At 53.2% G+C, this 15,104-nt stretch carries 24 protein-coding genes; 4 read left to right on the plus strand and 20 right to left on the minus strand.

The window, feature by feature from the left end; genetic code table 11:
- Positions 1-188 precede the first annotated feature (188 nt).
- Entirely contained in the window at positions 189-2,396 is a 2,208-nt protein-coding gene (locus ACHQGU_RS02780; protein ID WP_395495783.1) for a TonB-dependent receptor, read from the plus strand.
- 77 nt (positions 2,397-2,473) lie between these two features.
- On the opposite strand, the gene ACHQGU_RS02785 is transcribed toward ACHQGU_RS02780, so the two are convergent.
- Positions 2,474-5,470, minus strand: a complete 2,997-nt coding sequence (locus ACHQGU_RS02785) for a Hint domain-containing protein (protein ID WP_408874601.1) — start codon at positions 5,468-5,470, stop codon at positions 2,474-2,476.
- 313 nt (positions 5,471-5,783) lie between these two features.
- Here ACHQGU_RS02785 and ACHQGU_RS02790 point away from each other — a divergent pair, with 313 nt between their 5' ends.
- Complete coding sequence (locus tag ACHQGU_RS02790; RefSeq protein WP_395495785.1) at positions 5,784-6,401, plus strand: recombinase family protein; 618 nt, start codon at positions 5,784-5,786, stop codon at positions 6,399-6,401.
- A 315-nt stretch (positions 6,402-6,716) separates the two neighbouring features.
- On the opposite strand, the gene ACHQGU_RS02795 is transcribed toward ACHQGU_RS02790, so the two are convergent.
- Entirely contained in the window at positions 6,717-7,256 is a 540-nt protein-coding gene (locus ACHQGU_RS02795) for a Dps family protein (RefSeq protein ID WP_062142458.1), read from the minus strand.
- A 235-nt stretch (positions 7,257-7,491) separates the two neighbouring features.
- Between ACHQGU_RS02795 and ACHQGU_RS02800 the strand changes: the two genes are divergently transcribed.
- Positions 7,492-7,623, plus strand: coding sequence for a hypothetical protein (locus ACHQGU_RS02800; protein WP_395495786.1), 132 nt, complete (start codon positions 7,492-7,494; stop codon positions 7,621-7,623).
- 19 nt (positions 7,624-7,642) lie between these two features.
- On the opposite strand, the gene ACHQGU_RS02805 is transcribed toward ACHQGU_RS02800, so the two are convergent.
- Positions 7,643-7,885: a bacterioferritin-associated ferredoxin gene (locus tag ACHQGU_RS02805; RefSeq protein ID WP_215755319.1), complete on the minus strand. Its 243-nt coding sequence runs from the start codon at positions 7,883-7,885 to the stop codon at positions 7,643-7,645.
- 45 nt (positions 7,886-7,930) lie between these two features.
- Here ACHQGU_RS02805 and ACHQGU_RS02810 point away from each other — a divergent pair, with 45 nt between their 5' ends.
- Positions 7,931-8,197: a hypothetical protein gene (locus tag ACHQGU_RS02810; protein ID WP_395495787.1), complete on the plus strand. Its 267-nt coding sequence runs from the start codon at positions 7,931-7,933 to the stop codon at positions 8,195-8,197.
- A gap of 72 nt (positions 8,198-8,269) precedes the next feature.
- Here the strand turns inward: ACHQGU_RS02810 and ACHQGU_RS02815 are convergent, their stop codons facing one another.
- The 17 genes from ACHQGU_RS02815 to ACHQGU_RS02895 all read right to left on the minus strand — a co-directional run bounded on the left by ACHQGU_RS02815 (position 8,270) and on the right by ACHQGU_RS02895 (position 15,099).
- Positions 8,270-9,313, minus strand: a complete 1,044-nt coding sequence (locus ACHQGU_RS02815; RefSeq protein WP_395495788.1) for a tyrosine-type recombinase/integrase — start codon at positions 9,311-9,313, stop codon at positions 8,270-8,272.
- Entirely contained in the window at positions 9,310-9,546 is a 237-nt protein-coding gene (locus tag ACHQGU_RS02820) for a hypothetical protein (protein ID WP_395495789.1), read from the minus strand. Before ACHQGU_RS02820 ends, ACHQGU_RS02815 begins: the two co-directional genes overlap by 4 nt.
- Positions 9,539-9,751 carry a hypothetical protein gene (locus tag ACHQGU_RS02825; RefSeq protein WP_395495790.1) on the minus strand — a complete coding sequence of 71 codons (213 nt, stop codon included), beginning with the start codon at positions 9,749-9,751 and terminating at the stop codon, positions 9,539-9,541. Before ACHQGU_RS02825 ends, ACHQGU_RS02820 begins: the two co-directional genes overlap by 8 nt.
- Positions 9,738-10,181 carry a DUF3310 domain-containing protein gene (locus tag ACHQGU_RS02830; protein WP_395495791.1) on the minus strand — a complete coding sequence of 148 codons (444 nt, stop codon included), beginning with the start codon at positions 10,179-10,181 and terminating at the stop codon, positions 9,738-9,740. Before ACHQGU_RS02830 ends, ACHQGU_RS02825 begins: the two co-directional genes overlap by 14 nt.
- Positions 10,182-10,183: 2 nt before the next feature.
- Positions 10,184-10,504, minus strand: a complete 321-nt coding sequence (locus ACHQGU_RS02835; protein ID WP_395495792.1) for a hypothetical protein — start codon at positions 10,502-10,504, stop codon at positions 10,184-10,186.
- Positions 10,497-10,730 (minus strand): hypothetical protein, encoded by a 234-nt coding sequence (locus tag ACHQGU_RS02840; RefSeq protein ID WP_395495793.1) that lies wholly within the window; start codon positions 10,728-10,730, stop codon positions 10,497-10,499. The genes ACHQGU_RS02835 and ACHQGU_RS02840 overlap by 8 nt, the downstream gene beginning before the upstream one ends.
- Before the next feature lie 74 nt (positions 10,731-10,804).
- A complete protein-coding gene (locus ACHQGU_RS02845) occupies positions 10,805-11,209 on the minus strand; it encodes a hypothetical protein (RefSeq protein WP_395495794.1) in 405 nt (134 codons plus the stop codon).
- Complete coding sequence (locus ACHQGU_RS02850; protein ID WP_395495795.1) at positions 11,206-11,514, minus strand: hypothetical protein; 309 nt, start codon at positions 11,512-11,514, stop codon at positions 11,206-11,208. The genes ACHQGU_RS02845 and ACHQGU_RS02850 overlap by 4 nt, the downstream gene beginning before the upstream one ends.
- Complete coding sequence (locus ACHQGU_RS02855) at positions 11,511-11,681, minus strand: Lar family restriction alleviation protein (RefSeq protein ID WP_395495796.1); 171 nt, start codon at positions 11,679-11,681, stop codon at positions 11,511-11,513. Before ACHQGU_RS02855 ends, ACHQGU_RS02850 begins: the two co-directional genes overlap by 4 nt.
- Entirely contained in the window at positions 11,678-11,872 is a 195-nt protein-coding gene (locus ACHQGU_RS02860; RefSeq protein ID WP_395495797.1) for a hypothetical protein, read from the minus strand. Before ACHQGU_RS02860 ends, ACHQGU_RS02855 begins: the two co-directional genes overlap by 4 nt.
- Positions 11,869-12,279 carry a hypothetical protein gene (locus ACHQGU_RS02865; protein ID WP_395495798.1) on the minus strand — a complete coding sequence of 137 codons (411 nt, stop codon included), beginning with the start codon at positions 12,277-12,279 and terminating at the stop codon, positions 11,869-11,871. Before ACHQGU_RS02865 ends, ACHQGU_RS02860 begins: the two co-directional genes overlap by 4 nt.
- Positions 12,276-12,998 (minus strand): DUF2786 domain-containing protein, encoded by a 723-nt coding sequence (locus ACHQGU_RS02870; protein WP_395495799.1) that lies wholly within the window; start codon positions 12,996-12,998, stop codon positions 12,276-12,278. Before ACHQGU_RS02870 ends, ACHQGU_RS02865 begins: the two co-directional genes overlap by 4 nt.
- Positions 12,999-13,000: 2 nt before the next feature.
- On the minus strand, positions 13,001-13,300 hold the full coding sequence (locus ACHQGU_RS02875; protein WP_395495800.1) for a DUF2312 domain-containing protein: 300 nt from the start codon (positions 13,298-13,300) through the stop codon (positions 13,001-13,003).
- Complete coding sequence (locus ACHQGU_RS02880) at positions 13,297-14,133, minus strand: hypothetical protein (protein ID WP_395495801.1); 837 nt, start codon at positions 14,131-14,133, stop codon at positions 13,297-13,299. Before ACHQGU_RS02880 ends, ACHQGU_RS02875 begins: the two co-directional genes overlap by 4 nt.
- Positions 14,130-14,516 carry a helix-turn-helix domain-containing protein gene (locus ACHQGU_RS02885; RefSeq protein WP_395495802.1) on the minus strand — a complete coding sequence of 129 codons (387 nt, stop codon included), beginning with the start codon at positions 14,514-14,516 and terminating at the stop codon, positions 14,130-14,132. Before ACHQGU_RS02885 ends, ACHQGU_RS02880 begins: the two co-directional genes overlap by 4 nt.
- Positions 14,513-14,869: a hypothetical protein gene (locus tag ACHQGU_RS02890; RefSeq protein WP_395495803.1), complete on the minus strand. Its 357-nt coding sequence runs from the start codon at positions 14,867-14,869 to the stop codon at positions 14,513-14,515. Before ACHQGU_RS02890 ends, ACHQGU_RS02885 begins: the two co-directional genes overlap by 4 nt.
- A complete protein-coding gene (locus ACHQGU_RS02895) occupies positions 14,860-15,099 on the minus strand; it encodes a hypothetical protein (RefSeq protein ID WP_395495804.1) in 240 nt (79 codons plus the stop codon). Before ACHQGU_RS02895 ends, ACHQGU_RS02890 begins: the two co-directional genes overlap by 10 nt.
- Positions 15,100-15,104 lie beyond the last annotated feature (5 nt).

Genomic DNA, 15,104 nt, shown 5'->3' on the forward strand with positions numbered 1-15,104 from the left:
GATATAAATCGTATTAAATAGATAACACAAAAATAAAGATACGAATCGTTATATGCGGATTGACGGTGTGAATTGTTCCCGATATCTCAGACCTTCAATACACTAAACATGGTCGTGCTATAATGATATCACCAAGACGTTTCGTTTTAATTGGAACTGCTGTATCGTCTTGCGGGATGGGCATGGGCATGGTCATGGCGCACGCGCAGGAAACGGCCGCCAAAACGCCCGCAGAAATCCGCACTGCTGCAAAGAAAAAGACCTCAGCCACGCCCCACCAGCAATCGGTCACCCAGCAGGCCCATAAGCCCCACTCTGCTCAGACGCAGCCGGGTAAATCCCCGTCCGCTCCGGTGCAAACGGCTCCAACCGCACCCGGAAAACCGCAAATTGCCAGGCGGGAAGATCTGGATGTGCATGGCACCGCAACCCCGGCCTTCTCTGGCGGAGCACTGGGCAGCAAGAGGCCGCTGGATACGCCCTTTTCCATTCGCACCATCACCAGTGCGGAAATACAGGAACGACAGGTGAAATCCCTGTCCCGCCTGCTGTCTCAGGATGCGTCTGTCGTCACCAATGGGGATACCTATTCCTTCAACGCTTACAGCGTGACGGTGCGCGGCGTGCCGCTGGATGATTATAACGGCTACAAGATCAACGGCTCGCCCTTCTATATGACAACGGTTGAGCTGCCGCTGGAAAGTTTTGAAAACGTCCAGCTTCTTAAAGGCGCATCCGGCTATATGTATGGCTTCAACGCGCCGGGCGGCATCATCAACTACCAGACCAAAAAGCCCACGGAACATCGCACGTTCGAGGTCGATGCCGGGTATAGTTCAGGCGCGATTGCCAGTGAGCATATTGATACCGGCGGCCGCCTGTTCAACAAGGTGTTCGGATACCGCCTGAACCTGACGCATGAAAAAGGCGAGACCTATAACGGCTCCCATGTGGAGCGATATTCCGGCTCTCTGGGCGTGGATGCCCGCATTGCCAAAAACCTGCTCTGGACCGCCGATGCCATTTATCAGGACAGAAAAATACGCGGGCTGGTGCAGGATTTCTTTATCGACCCCACAACCTACCCCTCAAACAAACTGCCTGACCCCATCAGCGGCAATAAGAACCTGAACGCCTATCCGGGTTCCATGTTCACGTCGCATGTGCTGTTTCTGACAACCGGCCTGAAGTGGGACATCAGCAACAACTGGAAATTCCGTGTGGATTACAGCCACAGTCAGGACTGGCGCTCCTATCAGAGCGAATGGATGTCGCTCAATAACAGGGCAGGGGATTATGATTCCTACCTGTCTACAGACCCGCGCAGCTGGTCCGACTATAATCAGGCGCAGGGTATTCTGGAGGGCAGTTTTCACACCGGCTTTGTCAAACATGACGTGACACTCGGGGCCACATGGCAGGGGCTGACCAAATATCTCCCCACCAACAGCGAGTATGTGAATATCGGCTCCCAGAACATGTACGCGCCGATTATCCCCCGCCCATGGAACGTCAATAACGAGTCTCCCGTTTATCGGAACTACCGGTCAGATCAGGTCGGCCTGTTCCTGAGTGATACAGTCACGTTCACGCCCCAATGGTCTCTGCTGGCCGGGGTGCGCTACACCAATTTCCAGCAGAACAGCTATAGCGCTGCGGATGTCCGAACGACTTACAAGGTCAATCCCGTCACCCCCACGGTGGCGCTGCTCTACCATCCTGTTCGGAACATGACAGTCTATGCCAGCTATGTTCAGGCTCTGGAAAATGGCGGGACGGTTGGCGATACCTATAAAAACGCCCGCCAGACGCTTCCACCCATCCGGTCCGATCAGGTGGAAGTCGGGGCCAAAATCACCCGCCGCACGTGGGATCTGACCGGCGCGCTCTATCGCATCACGCGCGGCGCGCAATATGCCAATGCCGATAATTACTATGTCTCAAGCGGCACGCAGGTTTATCAGGGGTTTGAACTGAACGGCCACGTGGACCTGCCACTCGGCTTTGTGGTGACGGATAGTCTGGGGATCGAGGCCTCAAAATACAAAAAGACCGATCCCTCCATTCAGGGCAACACGGCAGAAGCCATTCCCACATTCCAGAACATGTTTACGCTCACAAACAACATTCAGGCCGTGCCGGGCCTGTCTGCCTCAGCCGAGGTACATTACACCGGCAGAATGTGGGGGGACGCCATGAACGTCTATCACATCCCCGGTTACACCCTGCTCAACCTGCGGGCCAGCTACCGCACACATATCGGCAAACACCGTGTAACTTTCAGGGCCGAACTGGATAACGTCGCCAACACCCACTACTGGGGCGTTCTGGCCTCCGACTACTTCTTCGTCGGTGCCCCCCGAAGTGTCTATCTCAACGCCCGGTTTGACCTGTAAGGCCAGTCCAGGAAGCACAAAGAAAAAAGGCACCATTCCGCAAAGAATGGTGCCTTTCATTCGATTATGCAGAAAGATCAGGCGGTGAGCTTTTTCACAGCGGCCGTCTGCTCAGCATCAACACCATAGTTTTCAGCCGGCAGAGCGGTGATGATCAGCAGACCCATTCTGCCGTCTGTCTGTTCAGACAGCGGAAGCAGGGCATTGCCGTTTGTCCAGATCGTTTCGCTCTGGCCGTTCGCTGCATGCCAGCCGTCCAGGCCCGCATCATTCAGATACGTGGTAATCTGGTTCTGCATTTTGCTGCTCAGGAAGCGGACAGAACTCACAGCAACGCCCAGATACCGGCGATCATCCACAAACGGGCCAATCACATCACTGGGGCGGCTTGCGCGTGAGACAATCCGGACAGCCTCAACGCCAGCCGGGATCATGAAGCTGTAATCCTGTCCATCGCGCCGGACGGGGCGAATAACAGCGCCATTTGCCATAACCAGATGCAAATCTGCATCATGCGTCATCGCCACACTTGCTGCTGGCGTCTGACAATTTTCGACTTTATTTTCCCGCGCTTCCAGAGTGCGGAACAGGGATTCCACAAAGTTTCTGGCAACGCACAGCGGTGCGGCGGCATCAGCGTCCCAGCTCCGTGCGCCTGTAGCGCGAAATGCTGCGACCTTACCATCCTGGCGGAAGGTAGAACGGTTGCCGGTATCCAGATAGCTTTCGGTCAGCATCCCGTCGGCCGTGATCACCGAATGTTCTGCCGTTTCCACATGATAATAGTCATAGGAAGTAATGCTGGTGTCGTAGAAAATTGATTTACCATTAACCAGCATCCGCACAGGCACAAAGTGCCCATCAAAGAACAGGCAATGTTCAGGCGTAATCAGCATATCTTTGTAAGGAACGCCGTCAGCAATAGCATTTTTCAGAACACGGACAGGATAGCCGGCTTCATCATGCGGCAACTCGGTACGCACTCTGCTGTGTGCCTTGCCAGCCCAAACAACAGGGCGGATAACTTCACGACCGTTCTTCCAGTCAAACGTAACAAGCTGGGTGCCCAGCGTAACATTTTCAACCGGCATTTCCCCGCTGGTCGTCCGGATCATGCTGCCAGGAAGGAAGCAGGTCTCCGTGTCAGCATTTTCAATCAGCCATCCGTTGTTGGAGGCGTCCTGCACAATCTGGGTAGAGGTGGGCGTGTAACCATCAGCCGGCACAATGGTGCCATAGGTGACTTTTTGCCCGTTCGCGAGCCCAATGGTCAGGGTGTAAGAAGAGTTATCTGCGTTGGGTGTATACGTCGCAGAAACAGGGGCCGCGGTCAGGTCTGCAATGCCAAAACGCGTATCAGCAGAAACACCGTTTACAACCACGTTCTGTGCGGTCGTCTTATCCCCACTGTCGTCAATATAGACGGTATTGATCGTAGAAGGATCAACATTAACAGTGGTTGCGCTGCTGTAGCTGATCCCGGGCTGAGCAAACACTGTGCTATTGCCGGTCATGTTGACCGTGCCACCCTGTACCCAGACAGGCTTGTCGACGGTTCCCAGTGAGGCATTGATCAGGTTCAGTGTGCCACCATTGTCCAGTTCGCCGTTATCAAGCGTCACGTTCCCCTGGTTGTTCATGATGGTAATCGTGCCGCTTGCACGATTCATCGCAACACCACCCAGTTCAACATCAGAGGGGGTATCAATAATAATATTACCGTTATTTTCAAACCCAGCGGTGGCAAACACATTGCCAACGTAATTGTTGCCCGCCTGGGCGGTAATTTTTAAAGTTGCGTTCTGCCAGACACTCAGGCTGCGGATCTGGTTGTAATCAGCAACATTGTCAACAACAGTGATCGGCGTCGTCGAGTTGCCGCTGCTATCGCCAATATTGACGTCAGCATTCTGCTCCAGTTGCGGGATAGCTGTGCCGCCCATGTTGGAGGTATCGACGACATTATTGGTGCTGTCATAGAGCGTCCAGTTTGCCGGATCATTCCAGTCACCGCCTGTGCTACCTGTCCAGCGCCAGGACATGTCGTGCTGGTGGAAACTTGTGGCAGTGTTGCTGTACTGGGACGTATCCCCACCGGCATCGGTTGAACTTGTGGAGACTGCCGCCATTTGCTGGTGCAGGTCGTTGTCCGTATACCCGCCGGTTGGTGCAGCGGAGGACGTATCTTCAACATCCCAGCCGGAGCTGCTGTCCTGCACGATGGAAAGCGTTGCAGGCGGTGTGTAGCCGTCTGCCATATGAAGGTTTTTATAAGTCAGATCGCTGCCATCAGCCATGGTGATCTGGAGGGTGTAGCTCCCATCAGAGTTTTCCGTATAGGCAGCTGAGGTCGGGGCTGTCTCAAGGCCGGCAATGCCAAAATGGGTGTTTTGTGAAACACCGTTAATAGTGGCCGTCTCGTTATTTGTGCTGCCAGAGCCGGTATGGAATACGTTATTGTCCTGAATATAAATCGTATTAACGGTGGCCGGGTCTACGTTGATAGTGCCCGACACACCGGAATTCAGGAATACGCTACTGTTCTGCTGCAGGTTAAGAGTATTGCCACCGGTAGAAACAGGCTCACCAGCAGACCCCAGAGACGCATTAATCAGATTGATAGTGCCAGAACCATTCAGATTGCTATCATCGAAAACGACGTTTCCATGATTGTTCATGATGGTGAAAACGCCAGTATCACGGTTCTCTGTAACGCCACCAAATTCTACGCGAGAAGGCGTATCAACAATGATGGTGCCGTTATTCTCAAAACCGGCGACGGCAAACACAGTCCCTTTAGTACCACCAGAACCCTGCGCTGTAATTTTCAGGGTGCTGTCCTGCCAGATACTCAGGCTGCGAAACTGATTGTAAATGGCCGCATTGTCGACAACTGTGATCGGGGACGTCGAGGTGCCTGGCCCGATATTGACGTCAGCATTCTGCTGCAATTGCGGAATGGCTGTGCCGCCCATGCTCGAGGTATCGACGGTATTATTGGTGCTGCTGGAGAGCGTCCAGTTTGCCGGATCACTCCAGTCCCCGGTTGTACCGCCTGTCCAGCGCCAGGACATATCATGCTGATGGTAACTCGTTTCACCGCTTTTGTATTGGGAGTTATCGCCGCCAGCAGATGAGGCATTGTTTTCAATAGTCTGGAAATCGACTGCTGTTTCAGATGTATCACTCAATTTTTTATATATCCTGATTTATGCAAATTTCTTCTAATTAACAATTTTACCGTAAATTAACGTTTCTATTGATCTAACAATGTTTATTGGGGTAATAATTTTAACGACTTTTTAACGTTTCAGGCGTGTGAAAGCGCGTTTGCATAAATCAGGATTTTAAAAAACAACAGTCTCTTTTATGTGACGCTGTGAGTTTATGAGGGTATGTGACATTCGTAGAAAAATTGGATACGCACGGGTGAGTACGATCGGACAAACCCTTGATACGCAATTAAAAACCCTAAAAAATTACGGATGCGAAAAGATTTTCTGTGAAAAAGTTAGTGGTGCGAATGCGCAGCGTGATCAGCTTCGCAAAATGGTCAGGAGTCTCAAAAAAGAGGATACTGTGATCGTTGCAAGAATTGACCGGCTTGCAAGAAGTACTTTTGACCTTTTCGCAATTGTTCATGACATTACTAAAAAAGGAGCCCATTTTTATTCTTTGGCAGAGCCATGGGCCGATACGAATACCAGCACGGGCCGGCTTATGCTGGCCGTTTTAGCTGGTCTTGCGGATGTCGAGCGTGACCTGATCCGAACGCGTACAGCGGAAGGTCGTGCCAGAGCCATTGAGCAAGGCAAGCGTATGGGCCGCCCTTCCAAAATAAGCGAGCAGGAAAAGCAGGATGTGATCCGGCGGCGATCAAAGGGAGAATCGTTGAAATCCGTAGCAAAAGATTTCGGAATCAGTGTAGCAACGGTCTCTCGCCTTACCGTTGCAGCAGCCTGTGTGCAGACGGAACAAAAGAAAAGGGCGCTTTCCAGTTATTGAAAGCGACATTTCCATCAGATGCGATCTAAGTCTTTTTTGAAAGTATATCTGCCCATAAACTATATTCAATGAAATACAGATAAAATAAAAGAATAAATACTTTTTCTGAATGAAATTTTCAAAAAAGTGATGCCCAGAAAAAGATTATTTTAAGGGGTTCTGTTTTCTATATAAGAAGAATGCAGGTTTATGGAGATAAAATCTTATTTATGAGAAATTTTTCTCATAAAAATCTTTTTTTGAAATGCAATTTTTGGAATTTTTTAGGCGAATCCGGCGTCTTTTTGGAGAACTAAAAAGACGCCGGAGTATCATTTAGTCGTTTTTACCAAACGCCGGGCGGGTGGCTTCAAACAGGAACCACGTGCGCCGTTCCGTCTCATCAATCCAGTTTTCCAGCAGGCTGGCAGTCGCCACATCGTTGGCGTCATCACACACGGCATGCACTTTGCGCATCCGGGTCGTCAGCGCCAGATTGTCGTCGCGCAGTTCGGCCAGCATATCTTCCGGCGTCACATACAGCGCATCGTTGTCCAGCACCTGCGTGCGGCGGGAAATTTCACCAATGGAATGCAGCGTCGTGCCACCAATCTTGCGGGCACGTTCGGCCATCGGGTCGGTCATGGCAAAAATCTGCGCGCTCTGTTCGTCCAGCAGCAGATGGTAATCGCGGAAGTGGCGACCGCTCATATGCCAGTGGAAATTCTTCGTTTTGACGTACAGCGCAAACACGTCGGCCAGCGTATCGGCCAGACCTGCCGCAACTTCTTTAACAGCATCGGCCTTCAGGTCGGTCGGTGTGCCAAGATATTCGCGGATATGAGCTTCTTTCGCAGTCGGAGCTGTTTTCGGCATGAATCTCGTCCTTGTTTGCTCAGGCGCTACAGATGCAGCGTTCTGTTGTTACAAATGACGTGGGAAGGCAAAAGTTCCGTTGCAAGCCATATGGAGCCAGCCATGCTCTTTACGCAGACACCCTTAACATCCTTGCGCCACAGCCCACAGCCCACAGCCCACAGCCCACAGCCCACAGCCCACAGCCTGAGGCCATGCATGTGATTTGGTAGGGAGGAGGGAAGAGGCGCGACGAATGCCCAATACAACGGAGCGGCCAAAGCACCCGTTCACGCTGTCAGGCAGTTATCAGAGCGTTTTTGAGCGCGGCGATGTCATGCCGCAGCAACGTGCCTACAAGGCGGAAAGCCAAAGCAGACAGGCCTGATAAGCCCAGAGCACTCCGATCAGGCACTCAGCGCTTCGGACTGGACTGCGACTGGCAGGCAGGCTGCATGGGCAACAGTTTCGGCAGCCTGACGCTGACGCATCCGCACTTCCTTCAGCATGCACACCACGCCGGGCACGCAATTCCCGCACTGCGCCTTGCAGCGTTTGGAGGCGTAAATTTCACTGGGGCGGGTAGCGCCATGCGCCACGGCTGATTCGACGTCTTTGTGAGTCAGGCTGTTGCAAGAGCAGATGACCATTCAGAAAGCCCCTATCTCTGATGAGAGATACCCTAAAAAGCACGAATGAGAACCATTCGCAATACCTTTTCGCAAAAACAGCATCCACAAATGCGCAACGCCCAGCTGCGGCCAGCGCGGGAAGCGGACGCCAGGAAGACCACCGCACAGAAGGGAGCAGGCGACCGCAGTCTCTTCACTGCCAAAGCAGGTCCAAAACAGCCCGTCAGATGCACAAAAATCGCATCTCAACGTCTTGTTGTAATTGGTAATTTTAAGGAAGTGGTGGACCCGAGAGAACTCCATAAATTTATATTTATCAATGGGTTGTGATTGGCAAACTCACAATTTGCGCTTTCTCGAATCAATGACTTACGCCCATTTTGGCAAACCCAAACAGGCGCATCAGGTCATCTTTTTCATGGCCTCAATGGCGAGTAGGGACTGATCTGCGGCCCGCGTATAGCGCTCAACCTCAGTCAAAGTCTTGTGCCCGAGAATCGCGGCGATCTGGTGTGGCGTGCACCCGGCCTCAGCCAGCTTGCGCCCGGCGGCCTTACGCAAGCCATGCGGGCTGCATCCGGTCGGTAGGCCGGCTTCCCGGCACCAATCGCTGAATGAATTATAGAACCCATTTGCTGAGTAGGGCTTGCCGCGCTCAGCCAACAGGAATGTAGGCTGTCCTTCAAATATCCATGCGTCCAGCTCCCTTTGCAGGCTGCCATGAATGGGGATCAGGAGCTTCACATTCGTCTTTTGCTGGGTGACGGAAATCATCCGCTGCCCTGAGATTTCCTTATAATCTGACGGCCCCATCTTCACGATGTCGCTGCGCCTCTGTCCCGTATAGAGAAGCAGGGCAAAGGCTAGCCTCTGCTTTGACCCGGACGGCCAGCGCGCCTCGTAGGCTTTGATTTCAGCATCAGTCCACGAATGGATGCCCTCAGACTCCACGCGAATACGCTTGATCCCAAAGCACGGGTTGTTGTCCCGCCACCCCAGGTCGATAGCAGCATCCATCAGGGAATTGAGGATCGTCAGAATGCGGTTGGCCGTGGTCGGACTGTCTGAAAACTGGCGCATGATGTAGCGCACGTTGGCCGGCGCCATGGTCGCCGCAGCTGCTCGCGAGTAATCAGCCTGCTCAATGCGCTTTATCAGCCGGTTGTAAACTGCCTGCGTGCTGGGCTCTTTCGACTTGTAGGCATGGGTGGTCCGCCAGTGGCAGATAAGATCTGCCAGACTGCCTGGGATTGCTGACCTGATAGGCTGGCTCTTGGCGGCTTCTGGTGGCAGCCCGTTCAGCAGGCGCTCATACTCGCGATAGAAATTTTTGTCTGCCGGGTCAGGTAACGGAGCGCGCTTGCATCCGGGCTTTCTAAGGTAGTGCCGAACACGCCCATACCTATCCTTGAAGCGATGGACGTATTTCAGCCTGATAACTGTCACGTAAATTGTTCCCACCCGGTCGGGCCGGATGCCTGTAATGCCTTCCCAGATAGGCGGTCGAGGTAGGCGTCCAGATCCTGCAGGAGATAGACGATACGACCCGGAGACACTCTGACTGGTGTTATGGAGGGGGCGATATTCATCCGGAAGTTTGTCGGGGAGACGCCGATATACTCGGCAGCCTCCTTGACGTTCATCGTGCGCTTCTGGACGGGCGCAAGCGTCTCACCCATCAAACCCTCCCTTATTCCTTAAATTTTCTAAAAATTTCTCCAGATCAATATCGCCGTTATCAAGCAGAGGGGGCTTGGCACCGTCCTTTGCCCAAACACAAAGAACACCGGCTCTCAAGAAAGCATCAGCCCAGTTCTTTCTGTTGAATGAGTCCAGCGCGCGGTCCATGGCCCACATGCGGATTTCGGCATCAGTTACTGCCATCAACCCCTCCCAACTCAGAGATACGCTTTTTCAGGACAGGTATAACGTCCTTCTTCACCAAGGTCCGGCCACAGAATGGCTCTCCACTTAAGGCCTCTCCCTCATAGCTGTCAGCACTGATGATGCGGATCAGCATCTGCACTTTCCAACAATCGGACGGGGGCAAGTCGATGATTATGGAGCCGCCAACGCTCGGCCCGTCCGTCGGCTCAATCCCTTCAGGCAGCACGGCACGCGGCACATCCGGGTGCGCAACCCAATCCTCCAAAAACGCCACAGCCTTGCGCAGATCCTCGGCCTCGTCGCCCTTGCGCCCGGCCCGGTAAACATACTGGAACGCCTGCGCCATGTTTCCGGACATGTACCGTGTCACGTCCCAGACCTGTAGGCCGCTTTCGGTTTTATAGTGGTTGGGGGCTATTGTGTTCATGGTCAGTAACCCTCGCTATCTTCGGGTTCCGGCAGCCTCTCGATAAGCTTTGCCTCTTTTCGCATATTGTCGCTGAGTCTTATGCAGCACTCGACCACATCCTCAGTTTCTTCGATGCCATCAAGGAAGCGCATGGATTGCCCGATGGTGAGAGGAAGGGTGATTTCATACCGGCCATAATAATTAATGGGATTTCCTGCGGTCACAGCATCACTGGCTTCAATAGCTGCCCGCGCCAACATTTCGGCGTCGGGTGAGGGGCCATGTTTCGTCATAGCCTCACGGATTGCTTTCGCAGCCGCCTCGATCCTCGGGTCAGTCATTGGCGTTCTCCTGTGCTGCGTCGATGGCCGCTCTTGCTGTGTTGCAGCACAAAGCGCGCGCGATCTGACCAGTGGCAACCGTCCATCCTTGATCGAACAACTGGAGCATGGTGAACGGTTGCTGCTCCAACCAATCCAGACGCTCACTATCGCGCCCAATCTCCGCCCGGACGCGCTGTTCTGCACGGCGCTCGGCTTCGAGGATGTATTCCCGAGCTAGAGACATGCAATCGTCAATATTGCCGGGTCTTTCGTTAAAAATGGCGCACGACAAATGAGAAATCTGCTCTTCTCTCGTCCTCATGGCGCGTCTCCTAGGTTGCGGATTTTCACCCAGCAATCATCTACAGCTTCAATCTTCTCTTCGGCACTGTTTGTGGCCATCACAGTTCCGACTTCTTCTGCGTTCTTCCGGTATTCTTCTGCAACATCTTGCAGGGCCTCTACACACCGCTCCCGCTCCCCCGCCAGAAGCTCGGTTAGCTGGGTGGGGGTGAGGGCAGTAGATTTATACGAAAAACCTTCATCTTTAGCATTCTCGGGCGACAGAAAACCGTCTTCTCCCTCAATCCCCCAAGCACTGATATTTTTCATCCAAAAAGCTGCGACGGGAATTTCTTCTTTACTCAGGAAGTGCAACCCATCCCGCTCCGGAAACATCGGATAGCCGGGCCGCTCGGGGTTGGGCCAGTTGGTGGGGGTCATGATTCAACAACCTTTACGCTGCGATGTCTTTGTAGGGCTACAAGGGCATCAATCGTATTTTTGTATCCGTCTGCATTTTGCTCGATTATGTATTCTGGTATCCTTACATCATACATTAACGATGTTCCTTTTGCTCTCCAGAGAAATTCAAGAACCCCATATGCTTTGCTTATGCTTGAGGAATATAATATGAACGGGGTTCTTTCTTCTTGGGGCGGTGGAATTATGGGTTGTTTTGCTTTAAACGCCTTCATGAAAGCCCAATAAATTAAAACCCCAGTAACAAGCCCTAATGAAAAACTCATACCTTCTCTCCTGCGCGGGTGTTCCATGCGGCGATGGCTTCAGGAAAGGTTTTTTCAAGAGGAGATGATTGATCACAATCATCGCACACGCAAAAAAACCAGTGCTCCCCTGTGACATGAACATTTCTGCTCCCGCAATTAGGGCACGCCTTAAGTTCCTCGCTCATGCTACCCCCTGCCGCTTCGATGCTGCAATCGCAGCTGCAAGAACCACTTTTGATCTTCTGAGGTATTCATCGCGTTCTTTGTCAAACCTGAACTCGTCCACACTTTTTAAAGTGGGGCAGTCAACCTGTGAGGCATCGAAATTGGCCATAGCAAGAGCACCAGCCTCAATGACTTCTTGTGTAAGGGTCATGCTGCCGGGCCTTTCAGAGCTTCTTCAATCACGTCCAGCGCACCACATCTTGCCATTACAGACGGCGCTTCTTTGAGGTATGACCGCACTGTTTCCAGATGATCCCGCAACCACGCAATCTCCGCCTGCGCAGCGGCAAGGGCGGCTTCTGCATCCACGAGATTGATATCGTCCGGCCCCGTATCGGCGCCCCCAAACATCAAAACAGCCTGTTCAGGACCAAGATCCTTTGCATTTTCGCGGCTTACGTTCCCCCAGATTTTGAGCTCCCCACCCGCAACAGGCGTGCCGATGGCGAGAAGTCCTTGCTCAATACTGCCTCCCATTTTTACGCCAGAAGTTAGTGCCATTTTTTCGTTATCACTCAGCGGCAACCGAACGACTACGGCTGTGGGTTTACTGGTCATGCTCCAAACCCCAGATAGCGGGTTTCTTTGATCTGGCTACGTTTCTCGCCTTTCATGCCTGCCTGCAAGCGGGTTTTTCGGCCTTCGCTGATCCCGTCTGAATAGGCGTCGGATGACTCGCCAGCGCTGAGGCCTGCGCCGCGCATGTCTGCTTTCCCCAGTGATGGAAATTTCTGGCGCGTGAAAAGGTCTGACAAGCGCTTTTCCTTTTCTGACGGCTGATACGGCATGATATTGCTGCGTACGCCCATCACCCAGCCTTCACAGTAGGTATCTGCCCGCGCTTCCCGTTTCCCAGGGCTGCTTTCACGCATGAGGGCAACGAATTTGTATTCGCTCCGCTTTTTCTGCAGCAGGCGAGCCAGCACGGTGAAGCTGTATGCGGCAATTTCTGTTTTAGACTGCGGGCCGATCCAGATCACCTTTGCTTCCCGGCCATCGGTATCCCAGACAGCTGACGCACCGAATGCGGATTCAATCACGCTGCAGAGCATCCCTGCGTAAATAGGCAGGCGCTGGCGGGGCTTGATAAACACGGCCGGGCTTTCGGTTGTGCCGTAGTCTGCCAGATCCAGATCATCTTCCGTAATGGAAAACTCACGCATCAAAGCCTGCGCTTTTTCCAATGCGGATGCGGCTTCATGCTCATTTGCGCTACGGCTGAGCGCCATCAGTTTTTTAAGACGCTCCAGCAGCTTTTTTTTCTGTTCGTCGTTCATGGTCACATTCCAATGGCGCGGCGGTAAATGTCGAGCAGTGTTTCCTGCTCTTCCACTTCGCTCGGTTCCATCTTGCGAATTTTAATGAGCTGGCGAATTACTTTCACATCAAAGCCAGCAGACTTGGCTTCTGTGAAAATGTCTTTGATATCGCCAGACAGCGCCTTGCGCTCTTCTTCCAGCCGCTCAATGCGTTCAATGATGCTCCGGAGCCGTTCGGCGCTGATACCGCCCGTGACAGGATCTGCTTCATCATCCACTGTGAAGTCATTCTTACCGTCAAAGTCGCTCTTGTCGGTCATGCTGCGGCCTTTTCTTCTGGCACAACACCTTCAGAAATCAGACGCTGGCAGGCCCACCGGATGGCTGAAACAAGGCGGTAATTAGTGAATGAATAGTCAGTCATGATGGGATAATCATCAAGGTATTCAAAGCTTCTGAATAATTCTATAGCCCCATCTTCGCTGCTGCACATATCAATAATAGCGTCGCGCATTTCTCGGCGGTATGATGGTTTCAGAACATTTTTCAGCTCGTCATCTGACCATTTTTTATAATGGCCAAACCCCTCCAACACCTTCCAAATCTGCACCCATTTGTCCCAGACTTCACTGAACGACCAGAAGCGTTCAGGGATATCAAATTCGGGGCATGCTGAAGGGGTTGAGACTCCTTTTCTCCTATGGAAAAAATAAATATCGTAGTCTTCTAAGTCCTCTTTTTCTAAAAGGCCTTTCCTGACTTTTTGTGCAATTTGCCGCGCACCATCTAAGCGGCTTTTCCCAAACCATTTTGATCCATTTAAGGCTTCAATGACGGCGCTATTAGCATCTTGAATGATGAAATTTGCCGTCTTTTCACCGTCATATTCTTCCCGCACATTGCTCTTTCCGAGCAAGTATTGGTTCTCAGCATCGGCAGCCCAATGCACGGCCTTTTCAAAGGTCGGCATAGCGTAATAATGCTCAAGCATCAGCTCGCCCATATCGCCCGATATGCTGAGGTGGCCATAGCTCCACGTTAGATTGAAGGCATAGAAGCTCGAACCGTCAGCACGGCGAAAATTGAAACTGCGGCTGACCGCCTCTTTCATGACATGGGTGTCCAGGTCATTGTGCAGATAGTTTGTGGTCACAGGGAAATCCCCTCAAAAAACCATTCGATGCTGACGCCGAGGACGGTGGCCAGCTGATAGAGCGTGGCGGCCTTAATGGCGTCCCGCCCGATTTCATACTTCTGGATCTGCTGGCCACAGCGGCCCACGCGGGCACCCAGTGCCGGCATGGCAAGCCCGCGGGCGGCGCGGGCGGAGCGCAGGCGCTGGCCAAGGTGCAGGTTCAGGGCGCGGGTGGCTGCCTCGTTCGGTCCAAAGCGACCAAGGGCCTCCTCCAGATCGACCTGACGGCCGTCATCAATGCGTGCCCCTTGACCCGGCGCCGGGCCGCTGAGCAGCATGCCCGCAGCGCGGCCCATGCCACGCAGCGCAGCAGAAGCATGATTGGTGCTGGCATGGCTCACTGGTGGACCTCCACCAGCGGCACATGGCGCGGGATATCCAGCACGATCAGGTTTGTGCTGGCGGGCTCTTCCGGAAGGATATGCACTAGCGCGGCCGGAGCTGTTGCCTGAGTACCGTCAGGCAGTGTCAGGCGGTAATTGAGCGGGTGGCCGCATAATGTGCGCAGGCGCTCAAGCTGGCAGATCTGCGGGCGGGCAAAGTCCGCGTATTCCCCTGTGCGGTCCCAGACCTGTGCGGTGCCGGTGCAGGGGTAGGACTTGATGCCATAATCCTGCGGGGCTGCAGGCATGGGGGAGCCGACAACGGCAGAATGAAAGCGGCGGCCAAATTTGCGGAGTGAGGTCAGGCGCATTTGCGGGGCTCTCCCAGTGTGTTGATGCTGTCAGACAGGGCGGTGGCGCGGAAATTGAGCCAATGGGCCTCGCTTCGGGCCAGATTGGCCAAGCGCCGCCATGCGGATGCGCCTTCTGTGTTGTTGGTCGCTGCACACTGCTCTGTGCTGGCATCCAGATCTTTGGCATGGGCCAGAAGCTGGTCACGCTGGGCGCGGAGAGTGGTGATTTTCACCAGGGCATCGGTCATGGCCA

The sequence above is a fragment of the Acetobacter sp. KSO5 genome (genome assembly GCF_044094635.1).
GTDB lineage: Bacteria > Pseudomonadota > Alphaproteobacteria > Acetobacterales > Acetobacteraceae > Acetobacter > Acetobacter cerevisiae.